Here is a 22,778-nt window from a genome sequence, read left to right as displayed (position 1 = left end):
TCCTGCATTACAGGGGATTTTTTTATTTAAGGATAGGGCGGAATCTTGACTGAGGAAGTAATTTTACGATGAAACAGCGTAAAATAGAGAAATGAATAGAAAAAAGGAGGAAAATAAAGATAAGAGCACTATATTACCGTTTTCATGAAGAATGTTTCCGTTTTCCCGAAGGCGGGGCGGTTTTGTCAAACCTTTGGAAAAAGGAGCATAATAAAATCAAATATTAAATGAAAGAAGGCGCATGAATTGAAAAACTTCTTTATGAACGTGCTTGAAACTATGTATCAGACATCTAAAACACAGGCAGACCAGATGCTCAGCGAATACAATGAAGGCAAAGGCCTGAATGATCACTACTTTTTCAACTAAAAACGTATGTATATAGACCGGCGGGAGAGATCTTCCAGCCGGTTTTTTTCGTACAAAAAGAAGCAGCCTGATCGGCTGCTTCTTTTTGTTTACCAGATATTTTTTAAATAGGAATTCTCGTAAAACGAGAGGTTCGGATATTTATCTTTTGTCATATTCATTTGAAATTCGTTATCGAAGAGCGCAACGATACGGCCGTCCCGGTCTGTAACGAGCTGTTTTTGCTTCTGCTTGAACAGCTCCATATCTTTTTCCGGGCCGTCGATCCAGCGGGCGATCGAATAAGGCAGGCTTTCCATTTTGATATCAGCATGATACTCATTTTTCAGACGGTACTCGAGTACTTCAAACTGAAGCACGCCGATTACGCCGACTATCTGCAGTTCCGGAAAACGCTTATACGTATGGAACAGCTGAATGGCGCCTTCTTCAGAAAGCTGCTGGAGCCCTTTTTCAAATGATTTATGCTTCATGGCATCTTTCACCGTAATGGCAGTAAAGTGTTCCGGAGAAAAGTGCGGCATTTCATCAAAAGAAAAGGAGGTTCTCTCTGCGAGCGTATCGCCGATCCGGAACGTACCGGGATCAAACAAGCCGATAATATCGCCGGCATATGCTTCTTTTACAATATTGCGGTCCTGGGCAAGAAACTGCGTCGGCTGGGCAAGCCGCATTGATTTTTCAAGACGTACGTGCCGTACGCTCATTCCCTGCGTGTATTTCCCCGACGTAATCCGCAGAAAAGCGATTCGGTCACGGTGCTTTGGATTCATGTTCGCCTGAATCTTAAAAACGAATCCGGAAAATTCGCCATCCATCGGTGAAATAGGACCGATGTCGCTCTCACGCGGAACGGGAGCAGGAGCAAGCTTTAAAAAATGCTCCAGGTAGTTCTGAACGCCAAAGTTTGAAATTGCACTGCCGAAAAATACGGGAGTGAGTTCCCCTGAGAGTATTCGCTCTTCGTCGTAAGCATCACCCGCTACGTCAAGCAGCTCCATCTCTTCCTGAAACTGTTCCAAAAGAGAGGGATCGATGAAATCGACAAGAACCGGATCATTTGGACCTGATACCTCTTTGACTTGAATATTGGATGGATTATCGGGATCAAACAGTTCGATCTTTTTATTGATCCGGTCATAGATTCCCTGAAAATCCCTTCCCATGCCAATCGGCCAGTTCATCGGATAAGAACGGATGCCAAGAAGGTTTTCCATTTCTTCCATCAGTTCAAAGGGATCTCGTCCCTGGCGGTCGAGCTTATTAATAAAGGTGAAAATAGGAATGCTGCGCAGCCGGCAGACTTTAAATAGTTTCTTCGTCTGGGCCTCCACGCCTTTGGCTGCATCAATCAGCATCGTCGCAGAGTCGGCCGCTGTGAGGGTCCGGTAGGTATCTTCACTGAAATCCTCGTGGCCCGGCGTATCAAGAATATTGATATGGAAATTACGATACCGGAACTCCATTACCGAACTGGTAACAGAAATTCCCCGTTGTTTTTCAATTTCCATCCAGTCACTTGTTGCGTGTTTCGTGTTCTTTTTTCCTTTAACCGATCCGGCTTCGCGGATAGCCCCTCCAAAATAAAGAAGCTTTTCGGTAAGAGTAGTTTTTCCCGCATCCGGGTGGGAAATAATAGCAAATGTTTTACGTGAAGCTATTTCGTCCTTCCAAGTAGTCATGCATGCAACCCTTTCTTCTATAAAAATCGTACGAGCTTATTTACTGTCCTTCCTCATCATATAGGATGAAATCGGCATACACAATAAAAATGAAGATACAATTTCAGGAAGAGATCGTGTATAATGACAGGAAGGCGTTCTCATATAAAAAGAACGACCGGCTGTTTCATAACGATTTGCATGAGGAACAACAAAATAAACTATTAGATATTAAAATAGATAAAAAATGTAACGTTTTTCCTGTTTCCTCGTCAAAACAATGTGGGATACTAATTTCAGGAGGTGGATCGTTTGAAAAAAGTTGTTGGATCTTTAGCAGTACTTATGATTTTCCCGGTTGCCGTTTTTGCCCAGTCTTCACAGACATATTCCGTCCAGGAGGGGGATACCCTGTTTGGCATAGCGGAAGAGCATGATGTTTCAGTAGAGGAAGTCTTGTCAGAAAATCCAGGAATTGCAAATGAAAATGTTATCTCTGTAAACCAGAGCATTGCCATCCCTGACACAGACGGAGCAGCAGCTGAGGAATCAACAGGTCAGTCAGCCGAAGCGGCCCCATCAGAAACTGCAGCAGAGCCGGCACCTGACAGTGAAGTATCAGAGTCGGAAGCCGCTTTTGAGCAGGAAGTAGTAAGATTGACCAACGTGGAACGGGAAAAGGCAGGCCTCCAGCCGCTGCAGAGCTATGGAGATTTAGCGGAAGTAGCAGATGCGAAGTCTGAAGATCTCCGCGACGCAGGCTATTTTGCCCATGAAAGCCCGAATTACGGAAGCCCGTTTGACATGATGACTTCCTTTGGTATTTCCTACAGCGCGGCAGGCGAGAATATCGCAGCCGGCCAGGACACTCCGGAAGCAGTTGTGAACGCGTGGATGAACTCTGAAGGCCACCGTGAAAATATTATGAATGAAAACTTCACGCATATCGCTATCGGTTATGCAGAAGGCGGCGAGTACGGTACGTACTGGACGCAGATGTTTGTTACAAGATAATAATTAAACCAGAATCCTCCCAATACCGGGAGGATTTTTTTGTTTTGGGACATTTCATATTATTTGCAACAAAATCTGCTTCATGAGACTATATGTATGGCAAAAAAACAAAGCGAGGTTGAGACAAATGACAACAATAGAGTTAATGAAAGAACGCCAGTCGATTCGTGCGTTTGATACAGAGGCTGAGATGCCGGAAGAGGATCTTCAGGATATTATTGAGGCGGCGGTCCAGGCACCATCCTCCTGGAACCTGCAGCACTGGAAGTTTCTTGCGGTAACGTCCGACGAAAAAAAGCAGGAGCTGCTCCCGATTGCGTATAACCAGAAGCAGGTTGTAGACAGCTCTGCTACGATTGCCATTCTTGGCGATCTGGAAGCAAATATTCATGCAGATGCTGTTTACACGGATGCAGTAGATGCAGGGAAAATGACAGAAGACATTAAAACCCAGCTTGTCGCTAATATTCATGCAGCCTACGAAAGAGAAGGCTTTGCCAAAGACGAAGCCCTGATTAATGCTTCTCTCGCTTCGATGCAGCTGATGCTGGCAGCGAAAGAAAAAGGCTACGATACTGTACCAATGGGCGGTTTTGATAAGGCGGCATTCATAGAAGCATTTAACGTGCCGGAGCGCTATGTGCCGGTTATGCTCATTTCTGTCGGCAGAAAAACGGGCGAAGCGCGCAAATCGAAACGCTTCCCGGTGGAAGATGTGCTTATTAAAGACTCCTTTTAATATAGGAAACCCCACTCTTAAAAAAGAGTGGGGTTTTTATTTCGGCCTAGTTCGTCAGCGGCAGGACATACAGCAGAATGGCAAGAAAGTGCAGAAACGACGCTGCAAGAACAAAAACATGCCAGATCCCATGATGATAGGGTATGCGGCGCCAAACGTAAAAAATGGATCCGGCCGTATAGAGAATGCCTCCTGCTATTAACAGGGCCAGGCCGCCGGACGGAAGATTCTCCGAGAGCGGGCCCCAGGCGAAAATAATAATCCATCCCATGCCAATATAAAATATAGTAGATAAAAACAAAAAGCGTTTTACAAAAAACACTTTAAAAAGAACGCCCAGCACGGCAATGCCCCAGACAATGCCAAACAGCGTCCAGCTTAGTGCGTCGTCAAGAGCATGAAAAAGGAGAGGGGTGTAAGTACCGGCGATAAACAAGTAAATCGCTGCGTGATCGAATATTTCAAACAGGTCTTTGGCTTTGCCTTCCTGGACAAAATGAACCAGGGTGGAAGAGGTATACAAAATCAGCATGGTTGATCCGTAGATGCTTACGCTCACCACATGGGCTGGAGTGCCGGCTTGAATAAGTAAAATAATCAGCGCTGCGATACTAAACAGTACACCGACGGCATGAATAGATGCGTTAACCATTTCTTCTTTGCGGGTAAACGTGTGAACATTGGCCATAGCGGGTAAAAACCCTTTCCTGCATGAATTTTCTTAAGTTTATCATACAGCGGCAGCGCTGGAAAAAAGAACATCCCCGTATCTTTTATTAGATACGGGGATGATTAGCTTATTCGCCGGCTTTAATAGGACTGCTTGTGTCCACATGACCGAAAATGCTGGTATTTGTTTCACCTTCAATAAGAAGCTGGGTACTGCTGTAGCCGAACTGGCTCATAATAGAAGCAATCTGTTCCATAATGGCAGCATCGCCGCTGGAACCGACGTTGGATTCAGCAAAAGCAGAAGAAAAGGATACAGTAGCCTGAGAGCCCTCGCTCTCTACATATTGAACCGTGGTATCAGCGTTTACAGGAGAGAACATTCCCTCAGATTCCGGACCGGCAATCCATGCTTCGAGTGCCGCAGCCGGCAGATTTTCTTTAGTGTCGGCAGTAACGCTGCGTTCTTCCGTCAGCGTTTCCATAAGCTGGTCATCAGAGAAGTATAACGTAACGGTTTCTGTCACACCATCAGCTTCTTCCATTGTATTTTCCTCCTCGGGAGCGTTGGTTTCTTCTTCTACAGTATTTTCAGATGTCTGATCTGCTTCTTCGCTTTCAGAAACAGAAGCCTCCGTTTCAGGTGCTGTCTCTTCGTCTGCGTTTTCAGTGGAACTATTATCAGCGGAAGATTCATTTTCACCGCTCTCCTCGTTTTCAGTCGATTGTGTCTCTTCAGCTGAAGCAGCAGTATCGGCTTCCTCCTCGTTCGCTGCGGTAGATTCCGACTCTTCCTGTGCTTCCTCTTCCTCCTGTGTTTCTGTTTCTTCTGCTGCTGTTTCTTCCGTCACATTCACCTCTTCGGCCGGAGCCTGTTCGGATTCGGCTTCGCTGCTGGTTCCGCAAGCCGAAAGAATCAGTAGAAATAAGGCGGATGGAACTAGTAAGTATGTTGTTTTCTTCATTTTTACATTCCTTTCTTCTATATAAGTATTTAGTCTCATAACATAAGACGGTGTTTTAGAAAAAGAGTTACGCCAAAGATAAAATAAAATAGTTTAAAAAAAGTATTGACGATTAAATTTAAACTGTTATATAATACATTTAACAAAATAAACTGTATTAAAACAGAGGAGGAATTAAAAATGAAAAGAAGAGAGCGCCAGAACATGATTCAATTTATTTCTAAAATCCGCGGGACAGACGAGACACAGTTTTTTCAAATGACAGATGAGGACATCGAACATATTTATGACCAGACATATTTCCACCACGAAACAACGGAATAACAAAAAGGCTTATCTCTTCTTATAAGAGGTAGGCCTTTTTTGTGTGAGATAAAAGCCACAGCCAGAGGAGAAGGAAAAGGTGATTCACCTTCAGGGAAATAAAAGTGGTATAATACAGTCAGATAAGGCAGGTGTGGATGATGAAGAAATGGTCAAATCGAAAAGTTTTATTTGTTGTTCTGCTTCTTATTTTCTTATATGCAGCTATTTATTGGAGTTATATATTTATCACAACAAGTTAATATAGAAAAAATAGACGATTGAAAACTCTAATGGCTGGTGCTGATAGAGTTTTTATCATACACCGGGAAGCAGTATGCCGGCATAGAGTGATTTGGCAGCAGATGTTACATAAAAATACATATAATTAAGCAGTATCGCAGTAGCCAGATAAGTGTTCTCATGTCAAAATATATCAATGTAATCAAACTGTAATATGAATGCGGCTCTTTTTATGAAAAATGATGTAACACAATGAAACAACTAACGACTTAAGTATGGGAGTGTAAATCATGCAAGATGAATTTGAGCGGTTGTATGAAAGCTATCACCACTCTCTTTATCAATACCTGTTTTATCTGGTTCGAGACCGCGATGCAGCCGAAGAGCTGGTCCAGGAAGTGTACATTAAAGTATTTCATTCCTTTGACTCCTTTGAAGGCAAAAGCAGCGAAAAAACATGGCTTTATTCTATTGCCCGCCATGTAGGAATTGACTGGATTCGAAAGCAGAACCGCAAAAAGAGAAAATGGCTCGGCATGCTCGGCCCGCTTTCAAAAGAAGATATAAGAGACCCAGCTCCGCTGCCGGATGAAATTCTTACGGCAAAGGACGAGGTCCGGGAAATATATCAATACATGGAGAACTGCACGGCCGATCAGCGGCAGGTGCTTATGCTCCGGTATGTAGATTCTCTATCTATAAAAGAAACGGCAGACGTTTTGGGATGGTCGGAAAGTAAAGTGAAGACCACCCAGCACCGGGCAATCAAAAAGCTGCAGGATCTTATGGGCGGAAACGAAGAAGAGACGCAAAGGAGGGTAGAACCTTGAAGCAGCGGCAACACGATCAAAAATCAATAGAAGACAAGCTTCGGCAGATGCCGGAAATCCGGGACAGCAGAAGCAGGCAGGAAATTTACTACAATGTCATGGCAAAGACAAAAGCAAAAAAGCCCCGGAATAAATCGAAAAAATGGATGGTTCCGGGAATTACGACAGTATTTGCTATTTTGCTGTTAGCCCTTATTATTCCTAACATGATCCCGCAGTCCCAGCCGATGTCTTCTGATACAGAGCAGAGCGGGGAGCGAACGGCTTCTGAAACGGAAGAAACACAGGAAGAAGCTCCTGAAGAGAGCGGAGAAGAGGAATCACCGCCTCCTGATGAACCGGCTTCGGAGCCGGATTCACCTGCAGCGGAAGAAAACAGCGAGAATTCTTCCAACGAGGCAGCGGAAGAAGAAAGAACTGCCGAAGTGGAGCAGGAACCGCTGGAAACCCCGCAGGTAGATGAACCTGCCCGGCCTGAAACATCAGAAGCTGCTGAAAGCGGAGAAGAAACTCCGCCGGCAGAAGAAGAGTGGATCACAGATGATTATCTCCGTGCTCTGTCCGTCAATGAAATAGCGGAAGACACGGTTCCGGTAACGATTCCGCTGCAGGATGCAGAAAATGGATTTACGATTCCGGTGACGTTTTTAATAGAAGGTTCTATAGAGTCTGCGCCTTCTTTTTTTGAAGCGTTGAACCGTAATTATCCAGGAGATGAAATCGGCCTCTCCGGGTCCCTGGTCCAGAATATTAAATGGAGCAGTACAGATGAAGCGTCTGACTCGTGGCGGGCTGATTTTGAAGAATCCCAGCAGAGCTTAAGCAGCGCCCAGGGCGAAGGTTTTTTAAACAGTCTTGAAGAAAGCCTGCGCTATACAGGCGTTTCAGAAGTCTTATTTACAGAAAATGAGGAACCCGGCGTTGAATTTGGCAATTACGGGCTGCTTGAAAACTATTTAGTGGAAGGCGATAACCGGGGATACTTCGCTTACTCCTCCAGCCGTGATGTTACTCTATTAGTTAGTGCAAAGGGAGCCGGCCAGCCGACCGCAGATGATCAGGGCGAGCTGCTTTCCTTTGAAGAAACGCTGCAGCAGATGGAAACCGATCCCGACAATGAAGCCCTGGAATCACCAATGCCGGAAGGCCTCGATGTAGCCGGAGTGCAGGGGGAAGGAACCAACGCTGTCGTAACGTTTACCGAATCATCAGAGCTTCCTGAGAGCTGGAACAGTAATATTTTTACGGATGCTGTTCTGTTTGCTGCCTCAGATTTTGGCTATGAAACAGTAACATTCAACAAAGAAGATACAGAAAGCAGTGCGGAATGGCTTCCGGAAGAATCACTTGAAGTGCCGGAAGCACCTAATCTGGTAACGTTTGAATAAAAAAAGTCTTTCTGTCCGAAAAGGACAGAAAGACTTTTTGTTTAAAAGAAAAGTTCTGCAGCTCTTGCCAGCAGTCCGACTACAATTAGCACGACAAACGCATACCCGATCCATCTGGGAAGCCTCTGTCCGATAGGAGCCCGGAATCTCCTGCGTCCTTTCCAGCGGTTTGGATTAAAAACCGGCTCTTCGGCAGGAGCTTTGTAATGCTGGACGCTGAAGAAAGGCACGGCGTTCCGCAAAAAGAAAGGTGCCAGCAGAAAGCCGGAAAAAAGCCCAAAAATATGCGCATATACGTTAATATTAGGAGATAGAAACGTCATAACAACGCTGAACAATGTCAGTATAAGAATCAGCTGGGCGCTGGCCGCGTCTATTAGATCCTTGCGTTTCCAGATCAAGTACATGTAAATGCCGAATACGCCGAACACGGCTCCCGAGGCTCCGAGGTGGGAATAATACAAGCCTCCTAAATAGAACGTAGCTACGTTCGCCAGCAGACCCATCAGCAAATAGACAATAATGAAACGGGATCTGCCAATCATTTTTTCGAGCGGCGGGGCAAAAAGCACGAGAGCAAAGGAATTCAGGATCACATGAGTCAGTCCCTGATGGAGAAAAACAGGAGTGATCAGCCGCCACAACTCTCCAGCCGCGATCGCTGCATTAAAGCCGACGCCGAGCTGGAAAATGGTATCACCAAATGGAATGAGACCGTTAGTCAGACTCGTCAGGTTAATCCAGGCAAACAGGACGATATGTATAATAACGAGAGAAAAGACGACCGGATAATTTTTCCTGAATGAATAAAATGATTCATTTCGAATAAACATAAAGCGCCCCTTTTAATTAAATGATGTGTTCTGCCGCCCGTTATAGAAAAGCGGTAGCCTTTTTTTAATTTTAGCATAAGTTATCTTTTGAAGGCGACCGGCGCTGCTTAAAGAGGAGAGAAACGTTATGATTCACGGAATCGGCATCGATATTATAGAATTAAAAAGAATAGAGCGGCTGCTGGATAAAAACAATAAATTCGCAGAGCGGATGTTTACAGGCAGAGAAAAAGAAACGTTCGGGCGCTTAACAGGCCAGCGTCGAATTGAATATGCAGCCGGCCGCTTTGCTGCTAAAGAGGCTTTTGTAAAAGCAGCCGGAACCGGCATTTCTAAAGCTTACGGATTTCAGGACATTGAAGTGCTCAATGAACCGAATGGCCGTCCCGTACTGTATGCGTTTGTAGACGGAGTACCCGGCGCTAAAGTTCATGTGAGTATTTCCCACAGCAGGGAATGGGCAGCTGCCCAGGTTATTATAGAAGAGTAGGGATGTGAAAAAATGAGGGTTGTCACAGCAGAACAAATGCGCGAAGCTGACAGGCTGGCGATTGAAGAAATCGGTATGAAAGAAGAGCTTTTAATGGAGAATGCCGGCAGGGCAGCCGCGGCAAAAATAATAGAACTATACCCGGGGCTTCAATATGCAGCGGTGCTTGCAGGAAAAGGGAATAATGGAGGCGACGGATATACAATAGCGAGAACGCTTGAAAGCGAAGGGATTCGAACGGATGTATATTTCGTTAGTTCTGACGGCTTAAAGGGGGCGGCTCTCTATCACCGGACCCTTTATGAAAAATCCGGTTTTACACCGCGGCAGTTTGATCCTTCGTCCTTTCAGGCAGATTCGTACGGCGTTATCATTGACGCTATGCTGGGCACGGGTATTAAAGGTGAAGTGAAGCCTCCTTTTGACAAAGCAGTACAGGTTCTTGGAAAAACAGACACGCCGATTGTCGCTGTAGATATTCCCTCCGGCATTCCATCTGGAGAAGAGGATGTTCCTTCTTCTGCCGTAAAGGCGGATGCCACGGTCATTCTGGAGAGTCCCAAACTAAGCGCGTATTTGTTTCCGGCTAAAGAATACTACGGACAAACGCATACCGTGTCTATCGGCATGCCGAATGCAGTGTGGCACAAGGCAGGAAATGAAGCCGTGGAGTGGGGGATGACGGAGACTTCAGCCTCCTTTCCTGTGCGCAAAGAAAATGCGCATAAAGGCAGGCACGGCCGGGGACTGTTGATCGGCGGCTCCAAAAATATGGCCGGAGCGCCGGCGATTGCAGCCCTTGCCGCTTTGGAAAGCGGGGCAGGCCTGTTAACAACAGCCCTCCCGGAATCACTAATGTATACTACAGCACCGCTTGTACCGGAGACCACTTTTTTAAGGCTCCCGGAAAAAGAAGGAGAACTGGCTGAGGACAGCGTCAGCTCGGATTTTGGATTTGATCGTTATGATGCCGTGGCTGTCGGGCCGGGGCTGGGACGTTTAAAAGAAGCAAAAGAAATAGTCAGGCGGGCGCTCGTGGAAACAGCAGGAATATTAATTCTCGATGCCGATGCCTTATACTGGCTGCCGGAACTGGAGCAGGAACTTTCGGAAAGAACTGCTCCGCTTATTTTAACGCCGCACCCGGGCGAGATGGCTCATCTGGCAGGTACAACCCCGGGAGAGGTGAATAAACACCGCTTTTCACTGGCCGGACAGTATGCCCGGAAAACAGGCTGCTATCTCGTTTTAAAAGGAGCAAACACAATATGCACCACTCCTGAAGGAGATCAGGCGGTGCACACTAGCGGAAATGCCGGTCTCGCAAAGGGCGGATCGGGCGACACGTTGACCGGCATTCTGCTGGGACAGGTGATGCAGGACGAGGATACAGCAGCAATGGTAAATAATGCTGTATTTCTGCACGGCCATGCAGCAGATCTTGCCGTGGAGCAGGAAGAAACGGATTATTCGCTGCGCGCTTCCAAACTGGCATCCTATGTTCCCCGTGCTATAAAAAACGTTCAATTATTTCAGGAAAACAGGAGAAGATAACATGGCTTTTCAAGAGCATTCATATAGAGATACATGGGTGGAAGTGGATTTGGGAAACATTACCCGTAATGTAGAGCAGGTTATACGAAGTACAGGTCAGCAGCTTGATGTGATGGCGGTGGTAAAGGCAGACGGATACGGCCATGGAGCAGTCCGGGCTGCGGCGGCGGCAGTGCAGGGAGGTGCAGTATTTTTGGGTACAGCTCTTCTGGAAGAAGCGATCGAGCTGCGCGAGGCGGGGTTTGACCTTCCTATTCTTGTACTTGGGCGCACGCGGCCCGAAGATGCAGAAACGGCGCGGGAGTATAATATCAGCCTTACTGTTTTTCAAAAAGAATGGCTGGAGGAGGCAGCGGCCTGCATGGCACCGGGACAGGCACTGTCTGTGCATTTAAAAACAGATACCGGCATGGGGCGTATCGGACTGCGGAGCGATGAAGAAATAATCGATTTTCTGGAAACAGTCAGCTCCCAGCCTGCTTTTGACCTGGAAGGAATCTTTACTCATTTTGCGACCGCCGACGAACAGGAAACTTCTTATTTTTACAGACAGCATGAACGATTTAAAGAAATAGTGGAGCTTACCGGGAAGATTGTGCAGCTGCCGCCGTATATACACTGTGGCAACAGCGCGGCGGGTATGAGGTTTCCGGACCGCTGCTTTACGATGTTCCGGTTTGGCATATCTATGTACGGATTAACGCCCTCTGCGGAAATTAATGAGGAGCTTCCTTTTGCCCTGCAGCCGGCCTTTTCTCTATACAGCAGGCTCGTTCAGGTAAAGAAGATCAGTCCGGGGGAAAGCATCAGCTATGGGGCGACCTATACAGCTGAAAAAGAGGAATATATTGGAACGGTGCCAATCGGCTATGCGGACGGCTGGAACCGGCATCACTCTACCAATGGAGGTTATGTGCTCATTAACGGAGAGAAAGCTCCGATTGTTGGAAGAGTATGTATGGACCAGATGATGGTCCGGCTTTCCGGTCCGGAGGAAACCGGTACAAAAGTTACGCTGATTGGAAAAGACAATGGAACGGAAATTACTGTGCTGGATGCAGCGGAACGGCTGGGAACGATCACCTATGAAATTCCCTGTATGATCAGTAAGCGGGTTCCAAGAAAATATATAAGCAGCAGAAACTAAACTCTCCGGCAGCGGTACCGATATATAGAGTAATAAAATTACGGCCGAAACAGCTTCTTTTCTTAGAAACGACCATACACGGAAGCGGATTGGAAAAAACGGTTTTGCAAACCGCTTCTACAAATGCTATTATATGAAGTAGGAAGTGAGCACAGTTGAGGTCTTACGCTGGAGGTGTGTGTGATATGTTTGAAAGGAACACCAAACAGATTAAGGTGAGTCTTCCGGAATATCTGCTCAGTGAACTGGATGGTATTTTGGATCAGGGCAGAGAAAATCGGGATGATTTCATTCATCAAGCCACTGAGCTTTATTTGAGAGAATCTCAGCGGATTAAAGCTCGTGAATCGATGCAAAAAGGTTATGTAGAAATGGCGCAGATTAATCTGCACATTGCTTCAGAATCTTTCGTTGCAGAAGCGGAAGCAGAACATTCTATGGACACACGTTTGGTAAGCGGGGTATAGGCAATTATATTATTATTTCACAATTTGTAAGACCTTAAACTTATCTATTTAATACTTTGAGCATCCAAAGGCGGGAGTGCCGGCTGTACATATATACATGTACAGCCGGCACTCCCGTTTTGTACGGGGCAGCTTCAATTTGTTCTGCAAATCTGCTGCAAGGACTGGTATAATGAAAATTATACTCCAGAAGGCGGCAATATATTTGCGGTTGATGGAAAGACGTGAAATAATAGTATTACTTGTGGTAAAAAAGGATGCATATGCAGATAAGACCGTACTATAGAAGACAGTCCTCTTCTATACCCGGTGGCAGAAAGATTAATCATCTTTTGAGTAAAAAGGACAGCTTTCTCTTCCAAATCGGTAAACAAACCACGCTGTACGAACAAACAGCTGTTTTTATAATAGAGCAGGCAGATATGAAAATAAATAAAAGCAATTAAAGGCCAAGTGGAGGAATTACTTATGCATGCAGCTGTTTTAGAAATGATTTATAATCAGCGGAATGAAATAAAGGAAAACTGGTCGGAGAAAATGACCCTGGTGCGAAACGATGTATTTAAAGAGAAAGTACCGAAAACTCTTTTTCAGGATACAAACGAAGAATTTGCTGCCTTGATTTTCAATTCATTCGATGCAGAGCTCGAAGATGGACGTGCTTTTCTGCGCAGCTTTGCTGAGAAGCTGATTCGGATGGGGTGGCCGCTGAGCTACTTTACTAAAGGAATGCAGACCTTCCGCCGGGTAGTGCTGGAAAGCATCAGCTCGGGCAGTGAAATCCCCTCCAAAAAAATGTATGAAACATTTTATGAAATTGAAGAGTGGGTGGACGAAATGGTCAACCAGCTCGTTGATGAATATTCCGGATCCTGGGAAACCACGCTGCACCAGCAGCGCCTCGCTTTAAAAGAACTGTCGGCTCCGCTCATTCCGGTGTTTGACAATATCAGCGTTATGCCTCTTATTGGAACCATCGACACTGAGAGAGCCAAGCTGATTATGGAGAACCTGCTTGACGGCATTATTGAACACCGCTCCCAGGTAGTGCTTATTGATATTACCGGGGTGCCTGTTGTGGATACTATGGTGGCTCATCATATTATTCAGGCGTCGGAAGCAGTCCGGCTTGTCGGCGCAGAATGTATCCTTGTAGGAATCAGGCCGGAAATCGCCCAGACGATAGTTAATCTGGGAATTGACCTGGGTAAATTCCCTACAAAGAGCAGTCTCCGCAAAGGTATTGAAACAGGCATGGAGCTTACAAAGCGTCAGATTATTAATGTATAAATCGATTGAAATGTACGAAAGTACAGCAGAGCAGTTATAGAATGGAGGGTCCGACGTGCGAATTCCAATATTAAAGCTTCAGCAGTATCTGCTTATATCCGTTCAAGTGGATTTAGATGACCAGACCGCCCTTCAGTTTCAGGAGGATCTGTTAAATAAGATTCACCAGGAAGGGTCTGCAGGAGTAGTCATCGACTTAACCTCAGTAGAAATGATTGATTCTTTTATTGCAAAAGTTCTCGGAGACGTCGTAGAAATGTCTAATCTTATGGGTGCCAGAGTAGTGATGACTGGAATTCAGCCGGCGGTTGCCATCACTTTAATAGATATGGGTATTATTTTAGATGACGTCCCTACCGCTCTGGACCTTGAACAAGGTTTGGAGAAACTTCAACAGGAACTGGAGGAATGAATATGAGTGTTCAATCCAGCGTTGAAGTGCATACAGAATGGGGGATTGTTTCAGCCAGGCAGGCCGGCCGGAATCTTGCAAAAGAAATCGGCTTTGGAAGCGTGGATCAGGCCCGTGTAACAACAGCCATATCCGAACTGGCAAGAAACATATATCTCTATGCGGAAAAGGGCGAAATTATCATAGAAACAATTGAGCAGTATCACAGCAGTGGAGCCAAAAAAGGAATTAAGATCACCGCAAAAGACCGTGGTCCCGGGATTAAGAACATCCGGGAAGTAATGGAAGACGGGTTTACGACTTCGGGAGGGCTTGGAGCCGGACTGCCGGGCGTAAAGAGATTGATGGATGATTTTGATATCGATTCTGTCGTTGGAGAAGGAACGGTTATAACGGCAGTTAAATGGCTCAGGTAAAGGAGGTTTTAACACTTGGCTGATTCATATAGTCTCATGCAGGAACAATACAGAAAAATTCTAGTCACCTATCTGAAAGAAAAGAATGAACAGGGGTTATATTATGCCCAGCAGTTCAGCAAAAAGGTACTGGAAAATCAAATTTCACCGGAAGAGGTAGTGAGTCTCCATATAGAAGCGATTGAAGAACTGTTCCCCTATATGCCGGAGGGAGCGGTTGATTCTTTTGAATTTCTGCTGGAGGTTATGATGGGATACGGTCTTGCCTACAGGGAACACCAGAGCCTGAGGGATAAGCAGCGGGAACTCGAAAATGAAATTAATGTAGCTGCCAGCATGCAGCAGACCTTTCTGCCTAAAGAGATTCCATTTGTACAGGATCTTGATGTTGGAGTACTTAGCGTCCCTGCTTCGAAAATGAGCGGGGACTATTATCATTTTGTTAAAGATGAAAACGGGTGCGTAGGTCTGGCTATTGCCGATATTATCGGAAAAGGCGTGCCTGCGGCTCTTTGTATGTCCATGATTAAATACGCAATGGACAGCTATCCGGAACAACGGCTGCAGCCGGGCGCGCTTCTTGAGAATTTAAACCGGGTTGTAGAGCAGAACGTAGCGGCTAATATGTTTATTACAATGATGTACGGCTCGTATGATCCACGCGTTCATCATTTTTATTATTCAGGCGCCGGGCATGAACCCGGATTTTATTATAACTATGCAGAAGACAGCTTTGACGAACTATCAGCAAAAGGTGTTGTGCTCGGAATCCGAAGAGACAGCAGCTTTTTGGAATACCACAAAAAAGTAGAGCCCGGCGATTTTATTGTGCTTTTATCTGATGGTGTAACCGAGTGCCGGACCGATGATGGGTTTATTGAACGGGAGGAGATCACTAATCTGATCCGCCAGTATAAGCACCTTCCAGCTCAGCAGCTCGTGGAAAATGTGTTTTATCAGCTGGAGAAACTTCAGGGATTTCAGCTTCGTGATGACTTTACGCTGATCATTATCCGCAGAGAGGTTTAATAAAAAATAAAAGCGGGAAGTAATGAATGGATACGACTAGTTACTAAAACATTTATTTCATTATAGATAGATACAAGGTGCAAAAAGGAAACAGGAGGAAATATATTATGAATTTAGATATTAAAACAGAGCACTCTAAAGAAGAAGCTATTCTTTATATAGAGGGTGAAGTAGACGCTTATACCGCTCCGCAGCTCAAAGAAGCGATAGAGCCGCTGACAGAAAAAGACGGTCAGCTCGTTACGGTTGACCTTACAAATGTAAGTTATATTGACAGCACCGGACTTGGTATTTTCGTCGGCGCTTTAAAATCATCAGAAGCCAATAACAGCAAGCTTCGTCTTGTTGGATTAAACCAAAGGGTAATGAGACTTTTTTCCATTACAGGCCTGGATGAAGTTATAGACATCGAAGAGGGGAAAAAGGAGGGAACGCAATAATGACCGATCATGCAGATCATTTCGAAATGAAGATACCTGCTAAAGCGGAATACGTAGGCGTTGTTCGTCTTACTGTTTCCGGCATTGCAAGCAGAGCTGGATATTCCTATGACGATATCGAAGACATGAAGATTGCAGTAGCGGAAGCCTGTACGAACGTTGTGAATCACGCTTATAAGAAAACAGGCTACATGCTTCTTTCCTGTGTTATCCGTGAAGACCGCATTCAAATCATTGTGGCAGACCGAGGTGAAAGCACGGAGGTCAGCAGCCTGCTCGAAAACATCGGGCCGATTGACAGTTCCAAGCCCGTTTCGGAATTAAAGGAAGGCGGCCTGGGGCTTTTCCTTATCGATACGTTAATGGATAAAGTAGAAATCAGTAATGAATCAGGTGTTGCTATCGTCATGACCAAGTTCCTTCATAGAGATGGGGTGGAGCAGCATGTCGACGGAATCCCGACCTCAGCAGACAAACAAGAGCAGGGGCAGAAACAATAAAGATAATACCCACGTATATGAGTGGATTGAAGAATTTCAGAATAACCGCAATGAGGAAGTACAGACGAAGCTCGTTCTTCATTATGAATCGCTCGTTCAGTCGCTGGCCAGAAAGTTTTCCCGTGGACAGGATCATGATGATGACCTTTATCAGGTTGGCATGATCGGCCTGCTTGCAGCACTCCGCAGGTTCGACCATTCTTTTGAGCGCAGCTTTGAATCGTTTGCGGTTCCAACCATTGTCGGTGAGATCAAGCGTTTTATCCGGGATAAAACATGGAGCGTTCATGTACCGCGCCGCATAAAAGAGCTTGGCCCAAGAATCAAAAAAGCGGTGGAAGAGCTTACGAGCGATTTACAGCGTTCCCCGCAGGTGGACGAGATTGCTGCATACCTGGAAGTGACCGTAGAAGAAGTGCTTGAAACCATGGAAATGGGAAAAAGTTATCAGGCGCTGTCGGTGGACCGCTCGATCGAAGCCGATCAGGAAGGCAGTGCCGTTACGCTTCTTGATCTAGTTGGAGCAACCGATGAAGGCTATGAAAAGACAGATCAGCAGCTTCTGCTTCAAAAGGCATTTACCGTTCTGACAGAGCGCGAAAAAGAAATTTTGAAATGTACGTATTTCGAAAACTTAAGTCAGAAAGAAACAGGAGAAAAACTTGGAATCTCCCAGATGCACGTATCCCGGCTGCAGAGAAGAGCTCTTCAAAAACTGAGAGATTCCATTCGGACAGAGCCCTCGGAGTGTCTGTGATGATTGAGAGCAGAACATACAACAAAGTGAAAACCGTAGTATACCAGAAAGAAAAAGAAGGAAATAACCTATGCGGGGATTCCTTTATGGCGGTAGAAACAGAAGACTATTTTCTCTGCGCGGTAGCGGACGGGTTGGGAAGCGGGGAATTTGCTTTCAAATCTTCCAATATTGCAATGGAAATTCTGCGGAACCACCATGAGTGGACCGTTCCGGATCTGATGGACGAATGCAATCGCCATTTGTGCGGAGAACGCGGTACGGTTATTACTATTCTTAAGGTATTATTTGACGAAAAGAAAGTAGTATACGGCAATATTGGAAATATCGGCTCATTTATTGCGGCGGATGACGAGAAGACGCACCGCCCGCTTCCGGCTCCCGGCTTCTTATCCGGCCGCAAATTTCATTATCGTCTGGAACACTACTACTATAAAAAGAATCTGCATTTTATTCTACATTCCGATGGCATATCTATAAATCAGGAAGAGTATAACTGGATGATAGATCTTCAGTCTACAGACGTATCCGTACGTTATTTAGCAGAGAAGAATCAAAAAAACAAGGATGACCGTACTGTATTGATAGGGTCGTTATATGAATCTTGAGTCCTTCCTGCCAAACAGAAAGGCTCTTTTTTTTATCCGGACATAAGACCGATTTTGGATAGAAGGGCCATCGTGTTATAGTAATGGGGCTTAAGAGATCATACATACTGAACAAAAAGGAGTTTCTTATCCATGACAGAACAGGATCAGCTCGTAACAAAACTTTCCACCTCCCTGTCTATGCAGGAAAAATGGGTGCGCAATATTATTGAACTGCTTGAAGAGGGAAATACGGTACCTTTTATTTCAAGATACCGTAAAGAACAGACGGGCAGCGCAGACGAAGTACAGATCAAAAACGTACAGGACGGCTGGGAATATACAAGACAGATGCAGCAGAGAAAAGAAGAGGTTTCACGTTTGATCGAGGAACAGGATAAACTGACGCCGGAACTGAAGAATTCAATAGAAGCGGCAGAAAAGCTTCAGGAATTAGAGGATATCTACCGACCTTACCGCCAGAAAAGAAAAACGAGAGCTACATCGGCAGCTGCAAGAGGTCTTGAACCGCTTGCTTCTTATTTGTTTGCCCTGCCGAAAGAAGGAAGCCCGGAAGAAGAAGCCAAAGCCTATGTTTCTGAAGAAATGGATGTAGAAAATGTGGAAGCGGCTCTGCAGGGTGCGCGCGATATTATAGCGGAATGGGTATCAGATAATCCATCGATCCGCAAAGAGCTGCGGGAGCAGACGTTCCGCCACGGCCTGCTTTCCTCCAAACAGAAAAAAGGAGCCGTGGATGAAGCCGGGACGTATGAAATGTACTACGAGTACCAGGAAGCTGTTCGTAAAGTGCCATCCCACCGTATTTTAGCTATGAACCGCGGCGAAAAAGATAAAGTGGTAAAGGTGTCTGTGTCCATTGAAGAGGAACGTGCGCTTCAGATGATAGAAAAGAAAATTGTAAAACGATACGGTTCGCCGGCGCTTGAACATGTAAAAGCTGCCTATGAAGATGCGTACAAGCGCCTGATTGCACCATCCATTGAGCGTGAAATCCGCAGTGAGCTTACGGCTAAAGGTGAAGAGCAGGCCATTCATATTTTTTCTGAAAACCTAAAGCAGCTTTTGCTGCAGCCGCCGATGAAAGGCAAAGTCGTTCTGGGGCTGGATCCGGCCTACCGGACAGGCTGCAAGATTGCAGTCGTAGATGAAAATGGGAAGCTTCTGCACGTAGGGGTCATCTACCCGGTGCCGCCGGTTAATAAAGTAGATGAGTCGAGAAAAATCCTAAAAGAGCTTCTCGATAAATACAGCGTGGAAGTGATTGCCATTGGTAACGGGACTGCCTCCAGGGAAACGGAAGAATTTGTGGCAGAGGCTATAACAGAGTGGAATCATTCGGCCGCCTATCTAATTGTAAATGAAGCAGGAGCAAGTATTTATTCTGCTTCTGAAGTAGGCAGGGAAGAATTCGGCGAACTCTCCGTTGAACAGCGGAGCGGTGTGTCCATTGCGAGAAGGCTTCAGGATCCGCTTGCGGAACTGGTTAAAATTGACCCGAAATCTGTCGGGGTGGGACAGTACCAGCACGATGTCACCCAGGCAAAGCTTAATGATTCCCTGGCGTTCGTAGTGGAAACAACGGTGAATAAAGTCGGCGTTAACGTAAACACGGCATCCCCGAGTCTTTTAAAATATGTATCGGGCCTTTCTAAAGCAGTAGCGGGCAATATTATTAAATACAGAGAAGAGAACGGCAGCTTCACAAGCCGTGCGCAGCTCAAGAAAGTACCAAGACTCGGCAGCAAGGCATATGAACAGGCAGCCGGATTTATGCGTATCATAGATGGCAAAGAGCCGCTGGACAAGACCGCTATCCATCCGGAGAGCTACAAGACGGCTAAAGCACTGCTTGCTTCTATAGATGCATCAGCGGCGGACGCAGGCAGTCCTGAGCTCATTGAAAAGCTCTCCCAGCTTTCCGTTAAAGAATCAGCTGAAGCACTGGGTGCCGGAGAGCCGACGATCCGGGATATTATTGAAGATTTAAAACGGCCTCTCCGCGATCCGCGGGAAGATCTGCCGAAACCTATCTTGAAAAAAGGAATTATGAAAATGGAAGACCTGGAAGAGGGAATGGAGCTCCAGGGAACGGTGCGTAATGTTGTCGATTTCGGTGCGTTTGTGGATATCGGTGTGAAACAGGACGGGCTGGTCCATATATCAAAAATGGCGAAGCGTTTCATCAAGCATCCAATGGAAGCTGTATCGGTCGGAGATATTATTCCGGTCTGGATAGACAGCGTTGACTCCAAAAAAGGAAGAATTGCCTTGACGATGATAGAGCCAAACAAATAAACTGGAAAGAGTACCTGGGTGCAGGTGCTCTTTTTCTGTAGAAAGGCGGGAGCGGATGAACAATCATGATCTGCAGAAACTTGCAGAAGACATTTCCATTTCTTTTTTTGGAAAGCCGTTTCTTCATCAATGTACATTTAACCGCAGGCTCCGGACAACCGGCGGCCGCTATATGCTGAACAGCCATCATATTGAAATGAATCCAAAGCATTACCAGATACACGGCAGAAAAGAATTAATTTCGATTATAAAACATGAACTCTGTCACTATCATCTTCATATAGAAGGAAAAGGTTATCAGCACCGGGATGCGGATTTTAAAAAGCTTCTTGCGGAAACAGGGGGAGCCAGGCACTGCAGACCGGTGGATGAAAAAGAGAAAAGATATAAGCATAAATACCGGTGCAGCAGGTGCGGAAGCCTCTTTCACAGAGTGCGGCGCATCGATACTGCAAAGTACGTCTGTGGAGGCTGCAAAGGAAAATTAAAAAAAGTTTCCTGAATCGCTTGACCTTATTTTACATGCTGTGGTACATTATAAAAGTCGCTTGAGAGCAACCAGAAAAAACGCTGGTAACTGCCTCTGTAAAGCCATTTAAAATAAATAAAAATTCTATTGACATCATATGCGCTATCATGTAAACTACTCAATGTCGCATCAAAAATAATGCACATTCCACAGTAGCTCAGTGGTAGAGCTATCGGCTGTTAACCGATCGGTCGCAGGTTCGAATCCTGCCTGTGGAGCCAATGGAGAAGTACCCAAGTGGCTATAAGGGGCTCCCCTGCTAAGGGAGTAGGTTGTGTAAACGGCGCGAGGGTTCGAATCCCTCCTTCTCCGCCATGATTCGGCCCGTTGGTCAAGTGGTTAAGACACCGCCCTTTCACGGCGGTATCACGGGTTCGAATCCCGTACGGGTCACCAATATGGAGGATTAGCTCAGCTGGGAGAGCACCTGCCTTACAAGCAGGGGGTCGGCAGTTCGATCCTGTCATCCTCCACCATTCACTTTTTAACAACATTAAATGGTCCGGTAGTTCAGTTGGTTAGAATGCCTGCCTGTCACGCAGGAGGTCGCGGGTTCGAGTCCCGTCCGGACCGCCATTTAAATTATGTTCCTTTGAAAAATATCAACTAATGTATTATAATGGCTAACTAGGAAGTAACTTTCCTTAATATTGGGCTATGGCCAAGCGGTAAGGCATCGGACTTTGACTCCGTGATGCGCTGGTTCGAATCCAGCTAGCCCAGCCACTTATTTGCGGGTGTGGCGGAATTGGCAGACGCGCTAGACTTAGGATCTAGTGTCTTTATGACGTGGGGGTTCAAGTCCCTTCACCCGCACCATTTTATTTCTTATACTTAAAACAATGTTTGCGCGGTCGTGGCGGAATGGCAGACGCGCTAGGTTGAGGGCCTAGTGGGAGTTAAATCCCGTGGAGGTTCAAGTCCTCTCGACCGCACCATATAAATCAACTATTATCGGGCGCCCGTAGCTCAACTGGATAGAGTATCTGACTACGAATCAGAAGGTTAGAGGTTCGAGTCCTCTCGGGCGCACCATTTCTTTTTAATTAATTTCATACGAATGATTATATACGCTTAAATGATAAGTCTTGATTAAAGTTAAAGCATAGAGTAATAACAATATGCTTTTATTTTTTTCGAAAACGGGAAGTAGCTCAGCTTGGTAGAGCACTTGGTTTGGGACCAAGGGGTCGCAGGTTCGAATCCTGTCTTCCCGACCATTTATGCGGGCGTAGTTTAGTGGTAAAACCTCAGCCTTCCAAGCTGATGATGTGGGTTCGATTCCCATCGCCCGCTCCATTATTTAATCTGATAATTTCATATTACAGGAACTGCTCTTTTTTTATGCCTGCAGTTAATGTAGAAACCCATTCAGAATAAAAAAATGGGCCTGTAGCTCAGCTGGTTAGAGCGCACGCCTGATAAGCGTGAGGTCGGTGGTTCGAGTCCACTCAGGCCCACCATATAATGCTTGACAAACTGTACTGTTATTTGGTACATTAGTATTCTTCCCCACACATCATTTGGTGGAAGAGTGTCCTTTGAAAATGGAATGAAAACAACGCGCGAACAACAAGTCGCGGCAGGCAAGGCCTGCTGCGCAAGGTAAGACCAGCAAGAACTAAGCATCAACTTTCATGGAGAGTTTGATCTTGGCTCAGGACGAACGCTGGCGGCGTGCCTAATACATGCAAGTCGAGCGCATGCACCCGGCGGACCTCTTCGGAGGGAAACCGGGGAATTGAGCGGCGGACGGGTGAGTAACACGTGGGCAACCTGCCCTCTAGACGGGGATAACTCCGGGAAACCGGAGCTAATACCCGATAA

Annotated in this window: 24 protein-coding genes, 12 tRNA genes and 1 rRNA gene; 33 read left to right on the top strand and 4 right to left on the bottom strand. The window is 45.9% G+C overall.

What is annotated here, in order from left to right; translation table 11 throughout:
* The first annotated feature begins 246 nt into the window (after nt 1-246).
* The gene (locus ATL39_RS17620; RefSeq protein ID WP_256497893.1) at nt 247-369 is read left to right on the top strand and encodes a hypothetical protein; all 123 of its coding nucleotides are present in this window, start codon (nt 247-249) and stop codon (nt 367-369) included.
* 89 nt (nt 370-458) lie between these two features.
* On the opposite strand, the gene ATL39_RS07485 is transcribed toward ATL39_RS17620, so the two are convergent.
* A complete protein-coding gene (locus ATL39_RS07485; RefSeq protein ID WP_120192703.1) occupies nt 459-2,051 on the bottom strand; it encodes a peptide chain release factor 3 in 1,593 nt (530 codons plus the stop codon).
* Nucleotides 2,052-2,333: 282 nt separating this feature from the next.
* On the opposite strand from ATL39_RS07485, the gene ATL39_RS07480 reads away from it, so the two are divergent.
* Nucleotides 2,334-3,044 carry a CAP domain-containing protein gene (locus ATL39_RS07480; RefSeq protein ID WP_342768763.1) on the top strand — a complete coding sequence of 237 codons (711 nt, stop codon included), beginning with the start codon at nt 2,334-2,336 and terminating at the stop codon, nt 3,042-3,044.
* A gap of 127 nt (nt 3,045-3,171) precedes the next feature.
* Nucleotides 3,172-3,783, top strand: a complete 612-nt coding sequence (locus ATL39_RS07475) for a nitroreductase family protein (RefSeq protein ID WP_120192702.1) — start codon at nt 3,172-3,174, stop codon at nt 3,781-3,783.
* Between the two features lie 46 nt (nt 3,784-3,829).
* Here the strand turns inward: ATL39_RS07475 and trhA are convergent, their stop codons facing one another.
* Nucleotides 3,830-4,471 carry a PAQR family membrane homeostasis protein TrhA gene (trhA, locus tag ATL39_RS07470; protein ID WP_120192701.1) on the bottom strand — a complete coding sequence of 214 codons (642 nt, stop codon included), beginning with the start codon at nt 4,469-4,471 and terminating at the stop codon, nt 3,830-3,832.
* 109 nt (nt 4,472-4,580) lie between these two features.
* Nucleotides 4,581-5,417, bottom strand: coding sequence for a GerMN domain-containing protein (locus ATL39_RS07465; RefSeq protein WP_170146865.1), 837 nt, complete (start codon nt 5,415-5,417; stop codon nt 4,581-4,583).
* A gap of 180 nt (nt 5,418-5,597) precedes the next feature.
* Here ATL39_RS07465 and ATL39_RS07460 point away from each other — a divergent pair, with 180 nt between their 5' ends.
* The 3 genes from ATL39_RS07460 (at nt 5,598) to ATL39_RS07450 (ending at nt 8,181) form a co-directional block, all read left to right on the top strand.
* Nucleotides 5,598-5,741, top strand: coding sequence for a BH0509 family protein (locus ATL39_RS07460; protein ID WP_120192699.1), 144 nt, complete (start codon nt 5,598-5,600; stop codon nt 5,739-5,741).
* Between the two features lie 512 nt (nt 5,742-6,253).
* Nucleotides 6,254-6,793, top strand: coding sequence for an RNA polymerase sigma factor SigX (locus ATL39_RS07455; protein WP_120192698.1), 540 nt, complete (start codon nt 6,254-6,256; stop codon nt 6,791-6,793).
* A complete protein-coding gene (locus ATL39_RS07450; protein WP_120192697.1) occupies nt 6,790-8,181 on the top strand; it encodes a hypothetical protein in 1,392 nt (463 codons plus the stop codon). Before ATL39_RS07455 ends, ATL39_RS07450 begins: the two co-directional genes overlap by 4 nt.
* Before the next feature lie 41 nt (nt 8,182-8,222).
* On the opposite strand, the gene ATL39_RS07445 is transcribed toward ATL39_RS07450, so the two are convergent.
* Complete coding sequence (locus tag ATL39_RS07445; protein WP_120192696.1) at nt 8,223-9,014, bottom strand: rhomboid family intramembrane serine protease; 792 nt, start codon at nt 9,012-9,014, stop codon at nt 8,223-8,225.
* Between the two features lie 127 nt (nt 9,015-9,141).
* On the opposite strand from ATL39_RS07445, the gene acpS reads away from it, so the two are divergent.
* From acpS to ATL39_RS07305, 27 genes are all read left to right on the top strand, one after another.
* Complete coding sequence (acpS, locus tag ATL39_RS07440; RefSeq protein ID WP_120192695.1) at nt 9,142-9,504, top strand: holo-ACP synthase; 363 nt, start codon at nt 9,142-9,144, stop codon at nt 9,502-9,504.
* Nucleotides 9,505-9,516: 12 nt separating this feature from the next.
* Nucleotides 9,517-11,058 carry an NAD(P)H-hydrate dehydratase gene (locus tag ATL39_RS07435; RefSeq protein ID WP_120192694.1) on the top strand — a complete coding sequence of 514 codons (1,542 nt, stop codon included), beginning with the start codon at nt 9,517-9,519 and terminating at the stop codon, nt 11,056-11,058.
* Between the two features lies 1 nt (nt 11,059).
* The gene (alr, locus tag ATL39_RS07430) at nt 11,060-12,205 is read left to right on the top strand and encodes an alanine racemase (RefSeq protein ID WP_120192693.1); all 1,146 of its coding nucleotides are present in this window, start codon (nt 11,060-11,062) and stop codon (nt 12,203-12,205) included.
* Between the two features lie 185 nt (nt 12,206-12,390).
* Nucleotides 12,391-12,672 carry an antitoxin gene (locus ATL39_RS07425; RefSeq protein ID WP_120192692.1) on the top strand — a complete coding sequence of 94 codons (282 nt, stop codon included), beginning with the start codon at nt 12,391-12,393 and terminating at the stop codon, nt 12,670-12,672.
* Nucleotides 12,673-13,140: 468 nt separating this feature from the next.
* Complete coding sequence (locus ATL39_RS07415) at nt 13,141-13,962, top strand: STAS domain-containing protein (protein WP_120192690.1); 822 nt, start codon at nt 13,141-13,143, stop codon at nt 13,960-13,962.
* Nucleotides 13,963-14,017: 55 nt separating this feature from the next.
* Nucleotides 14,018-14,374, top strand: coding sequence for an STAS domain-containing protein (locus ATL39_RS07410; RefSeq protein WP_120192689.1), 357 nt, complete (start codon nt 14,018-14,020; stop codon nt 14,372-14,374).
* A gap of 2 nt (nt 14,375-14,376) precedes the next feature.
* On the top strand, nt 14,377-14,790 hold the full coding sequence (locus ATL39_RS07405) for an anti-sigma regulatory factor (protein WP_120192687.1): 414 nt from the start codon (nt 14,377-14,379) through the stop codon (nt 14,788-14,790).
* A 15-nt stretch (nt 14,791-14,805) separates the two neighbouring features.
* Entirely contained in the window at nt 14,806-15,819 is a 1,014-nt protein-coding gene (locus ATL39_RS07400) for a PP2C family protein-serine/threonine phosphatase (RefSeq protein WP_274622841.1), read from the top strand.
* A 107-nt stretch (nt 15,820-15,926) separates the two neighbouring features.
* The gene (locus ATL39_RS07395) at nt 15,927-16,259 is read left to right on the top strand and encodes an STAS domain-containing protein (RefSeq protein WP_120192684.1); all 333 of its coding nucleotides are present in this window, start codon (nt 15,927-15,929) and stop codon (nt 16,257-16,259) included.
* Entirely contained in the window at nt 16,259-16,759 is a 501-nt protein-coding gene (gene rsbW, locus ATL39_RS07390) for an anti-sigma B factor RsbW (protein ID WP_120192683.1), read from the top strand. Before ATL39_RS07395 ends, rsbW begins: the two co-directional genes overlap by 1 nt.
* Complete coding sequence (sigB, locus tag ATL39_RS07385) at nt 16,704-17,516, top strand: RNA polymerase sigma factor SigB (protein ID WP_120192681.1); 813 nt, start codon at nt 16,704-16,706, stop codon at nt 17,514-17,516. The genes rsbW and sigB overlap by 56 nt, the downstream gene beginning before the upstream one ends.
* Nucleotides 17,516-18,124 (top strand): PP2C family serine/threonine-protein phosphatase, encoded by a 609-nt coding sequence (locus ATL39_RS07380; protein ID WP_120192680.1) that lies wholly within the window; start codon nt 17,516-17,518, stop codon nt 18,122-18,124. Before sigB ends, ATL39_RS07380 begins: the two co-directional genes overlap by 1 nt.
* Nucleotides 18,125-18,256: 132 nt before the next feature.
* Nucleotides 18,257-20,422, top strand: coding sequence for a Tex family protein (locus ATL39_RS07375; protein ID WP_120192678.1), 2,166 nt, complete (start codon nt 18,257-18,259; stop codon nt 20,420-20,422).
* A gap of 55 nt (nt 20,423-20,477) precedes the next feature.
* Nucleotides 20,478-20,924 carry a SprT family protein gene (locus tag ATL39_RS07370; RefSeq protein WP_120192677.1) on the top strand — a complete coding sequence of 149 codons (447 nt, stop codon included), beginning with the start codon at nt 20,478-20,480 and terminating at the stop codon, nt 20,922-20,924.
* Between the two features lie 173 nt (nt 20,925-21,097).
* Nucleotides 21,098-21,172, top strand: a tRNA-Asn gene (locus tag ATL39_RS07365).
* A 2-nt stretch (nt 21,173-21,174) separates the two neighbouring features.
* Nucleotides 21,175-21,266, top strand: a tRNA-Ser gene (locus ATL39_RS07360).
* A gap of 6 nt (nt 21,267-21,272) precedes the next feature.
* Nucleotides 21,273-21,347 (top strand) — tRNA-Glu (locus tag ATL39_RS07355).
* A gap of 4 nt (nt 21,348-21,351) precedes the next feature.
* Nucleotides 21,352-21,427: transfer RNA gene (locus ATL39_RS07350), tRNA-Val, on the top strand.
* Between the two features lie 23 nt (nt 21,428-21,450).
* A tRNA-Asp gene (locus ATL39_RS07345) sits at nt 21,451-21,527 on the top strand.
* Between the two features lie 75 nt (nt 21,528-21,602).
* Nucleotides 21,603-21,677: transfer RNA gene (locus ATL39_RS07340), tRNA-Gln, on the top strand.
* A 7-nt stretch (nt 21,678-21,684) separates the two neighbouring features.
* Nucleotides 21,685-21,770: transfer RNA gene (locus ATL39_RS07335), tRNA-Leu, on the top strand.
* 31 nt (nt 21,771-21,801) lie between these two features.
* Nucleotides 21,802-21,889, top strand: a tRNA-Leu gene (locus ATL39_RS07330).
* Nucleotides 21,890-21,909: 20 nt separating this feature from the next.
* Nucleotides 21,910-21,986, top strand: a tRNA-Arg gene (locus ATL39_RS07325).
* A 108-nt stretch (nt 21,987-22,094) separates the two neighbouring features.
* A tRNA-Pro gene (locus ATL39_RS07320) sits at nt 22,095-22,171 on the top strand.
* Nucleotides 22,172-22,176: 5 nt separating this feature from the next.
* Nucleotides 22,177-22,250: transfer RNA gene (locus ATL39_RS07315), tRNA-Gly, on the top strand.
* Nucleotides 22,251-22,337: 87 nt separating this feature from the next.
* Nucleotides 22,338-22,414 (top strand) — tRNA-Ile (locus ATL39_RS07310).
* A gap of 171 nt (nt 22,415-22,585) precedes the next feature.
* A 16S ribosomal RNA gene (locus ATL39_RS07305) occupies nt 22,586-22,778 on the top strand; the annotation flags it as partial.

Source organism: Sinobaca qinghaiensis (assembly GCF_003610495.1).
Lineage (GTDB): Bacteria > Bacillota > Bacilli > Bacillales > Marinococcaceae > Sinobaca > Sinobaca qinghaiensis.
The sequence above is the reverse complement of the archived record's forward strand: the minus strand, read 5'-3'. Positions and strand labels throughout refer to the sequence as shown.

Bases quoted from the DNA above. Each gene is read 5' to 3' on its own strand.
- sigB (WP_120192681.1), top strand. From the start codon at position 16,704: ATGTCGACGGAATCCCGACCTCAGCAGACAAACAAGAGCAGGGGCAGA.
- ATL39_RS07395 (WP_120192684.1), top strand. From the start codon at position 15,927: ATGAATTTAGATATTAAAACAGAGCACTCTAAAGAAGAAGCTATTCTT.
- ATL39_RS07375 (WP_120192678.1), top strand. From the start codon at position 18,257: ATGACAGAACAGGATCAGCTCGTAACAAAACTTTCCACCTCCCTGTCT.
- ATL39_RS07460 (WP_120192699.1), top strand. From the start codon at position 5,598: ATGAAAAGAAGAGAGCGCCAGAACATGATTCAATTTATTTCTAAAATC.
- ATL39_RS07405 (WP_120192687.1), top strand. From the start codon at position 14,377: ATGAGTGTTCAATCCAGCGTTGAAGTGCATACAGAATGGGGGATTGTT.
- ATL39_RS07415 (WP_120192690.1), top strand. From the start codon at position 13,141: ATGCATGCAGCTGTTTTAGAAATGATTTATAATCAGCGGAATGAAATA.
- ATL39_RS07465 (WP_170146865.1), bottom strand. From the start codon at position 5,417: ATGAAGAAAACAACATACTTACTAGTTCCATCCGCCTTATTTCTACTG.
- ATL39_RS07370 (WP_120192677.1), top strand. From the start codon at position 20,478: ATGAACAATCATGATCTGCAGAAACTTGCAGAAGACATTTCCATTTCT.
- ATL39_RS07380 (WP_120192680.1), top strand. From the start codon at position 17,516: ATGATTGAGAGCAGAACATACAACAAAGTGAAAACCGTAGTATACCAG.
- acpS (WP_120192695.1), top strand. From the start codon at position 9,142: ATGATTCACGGAATCGGCATCGATATTATAGAATTAAAAAGAATAGAG.
- ATL39_RS07425 (WP_120192692.1), top strand. From the start codon at position 12,391: ATGTTTGAAAGGAACACCAAACAGATTAAGGTGAGTCTTCCGGAATAT.
- ATL39_RS07445 (WP_120192696.1), bottom strand. From the start codon at position 9,014: ATGTTTATTCGAAATGAATCATTTTATTCATTCAGGAAAAATTATCCG.
- alr (WP_120192693.1), top strand. From the start codon at position 11,060: ATGGCTTTTCAAGAGCATTCATATAGAGATACATGGGTGGAAGTGGAT.
- ATL39_RS07475 (WP_120192702.1), top strand. From the start codon at position 3,172: ATGACAACAATAGAGTTAATGAAAGAACGCCAGTCGATTCGTGCGTTT.
- rsbW (WP_120192683.1), top strand. From the start codon at position 16,259: ATGACCGATCATGCAGATCATTTCGAAATGAAGATACCTGCTAAAGCG.
- ATL39_RS07435 (WP_120192694.1), top strand. From the start codon at position 9,517: ATGAGGGTTGTCACAGCAGAACAAATGCGCGAAGCTGACAGGCTGGCG.
- trhA (WP_120192701.1), bottom strand. From the start codon at position 4,471: ATGGCCAATGTTCACACGTTTACCCGCAAAGAAGAAATGGTTAACGCA.
- ATL39_RS07485 (WP_120192703.1), bottom strand. From the start codon at position 2,051: ATGACTACTTGGAAGGACGAAATAGCTTCACGTAAAACATTTGCTATT.
- ATL39_RS07455 (WP_120192698.1), top strand. From the start codon at position 6,254: ATGCAAGATGAATTTGAGCGGTTGTATGAAAGCTATCACCACTCTCTT.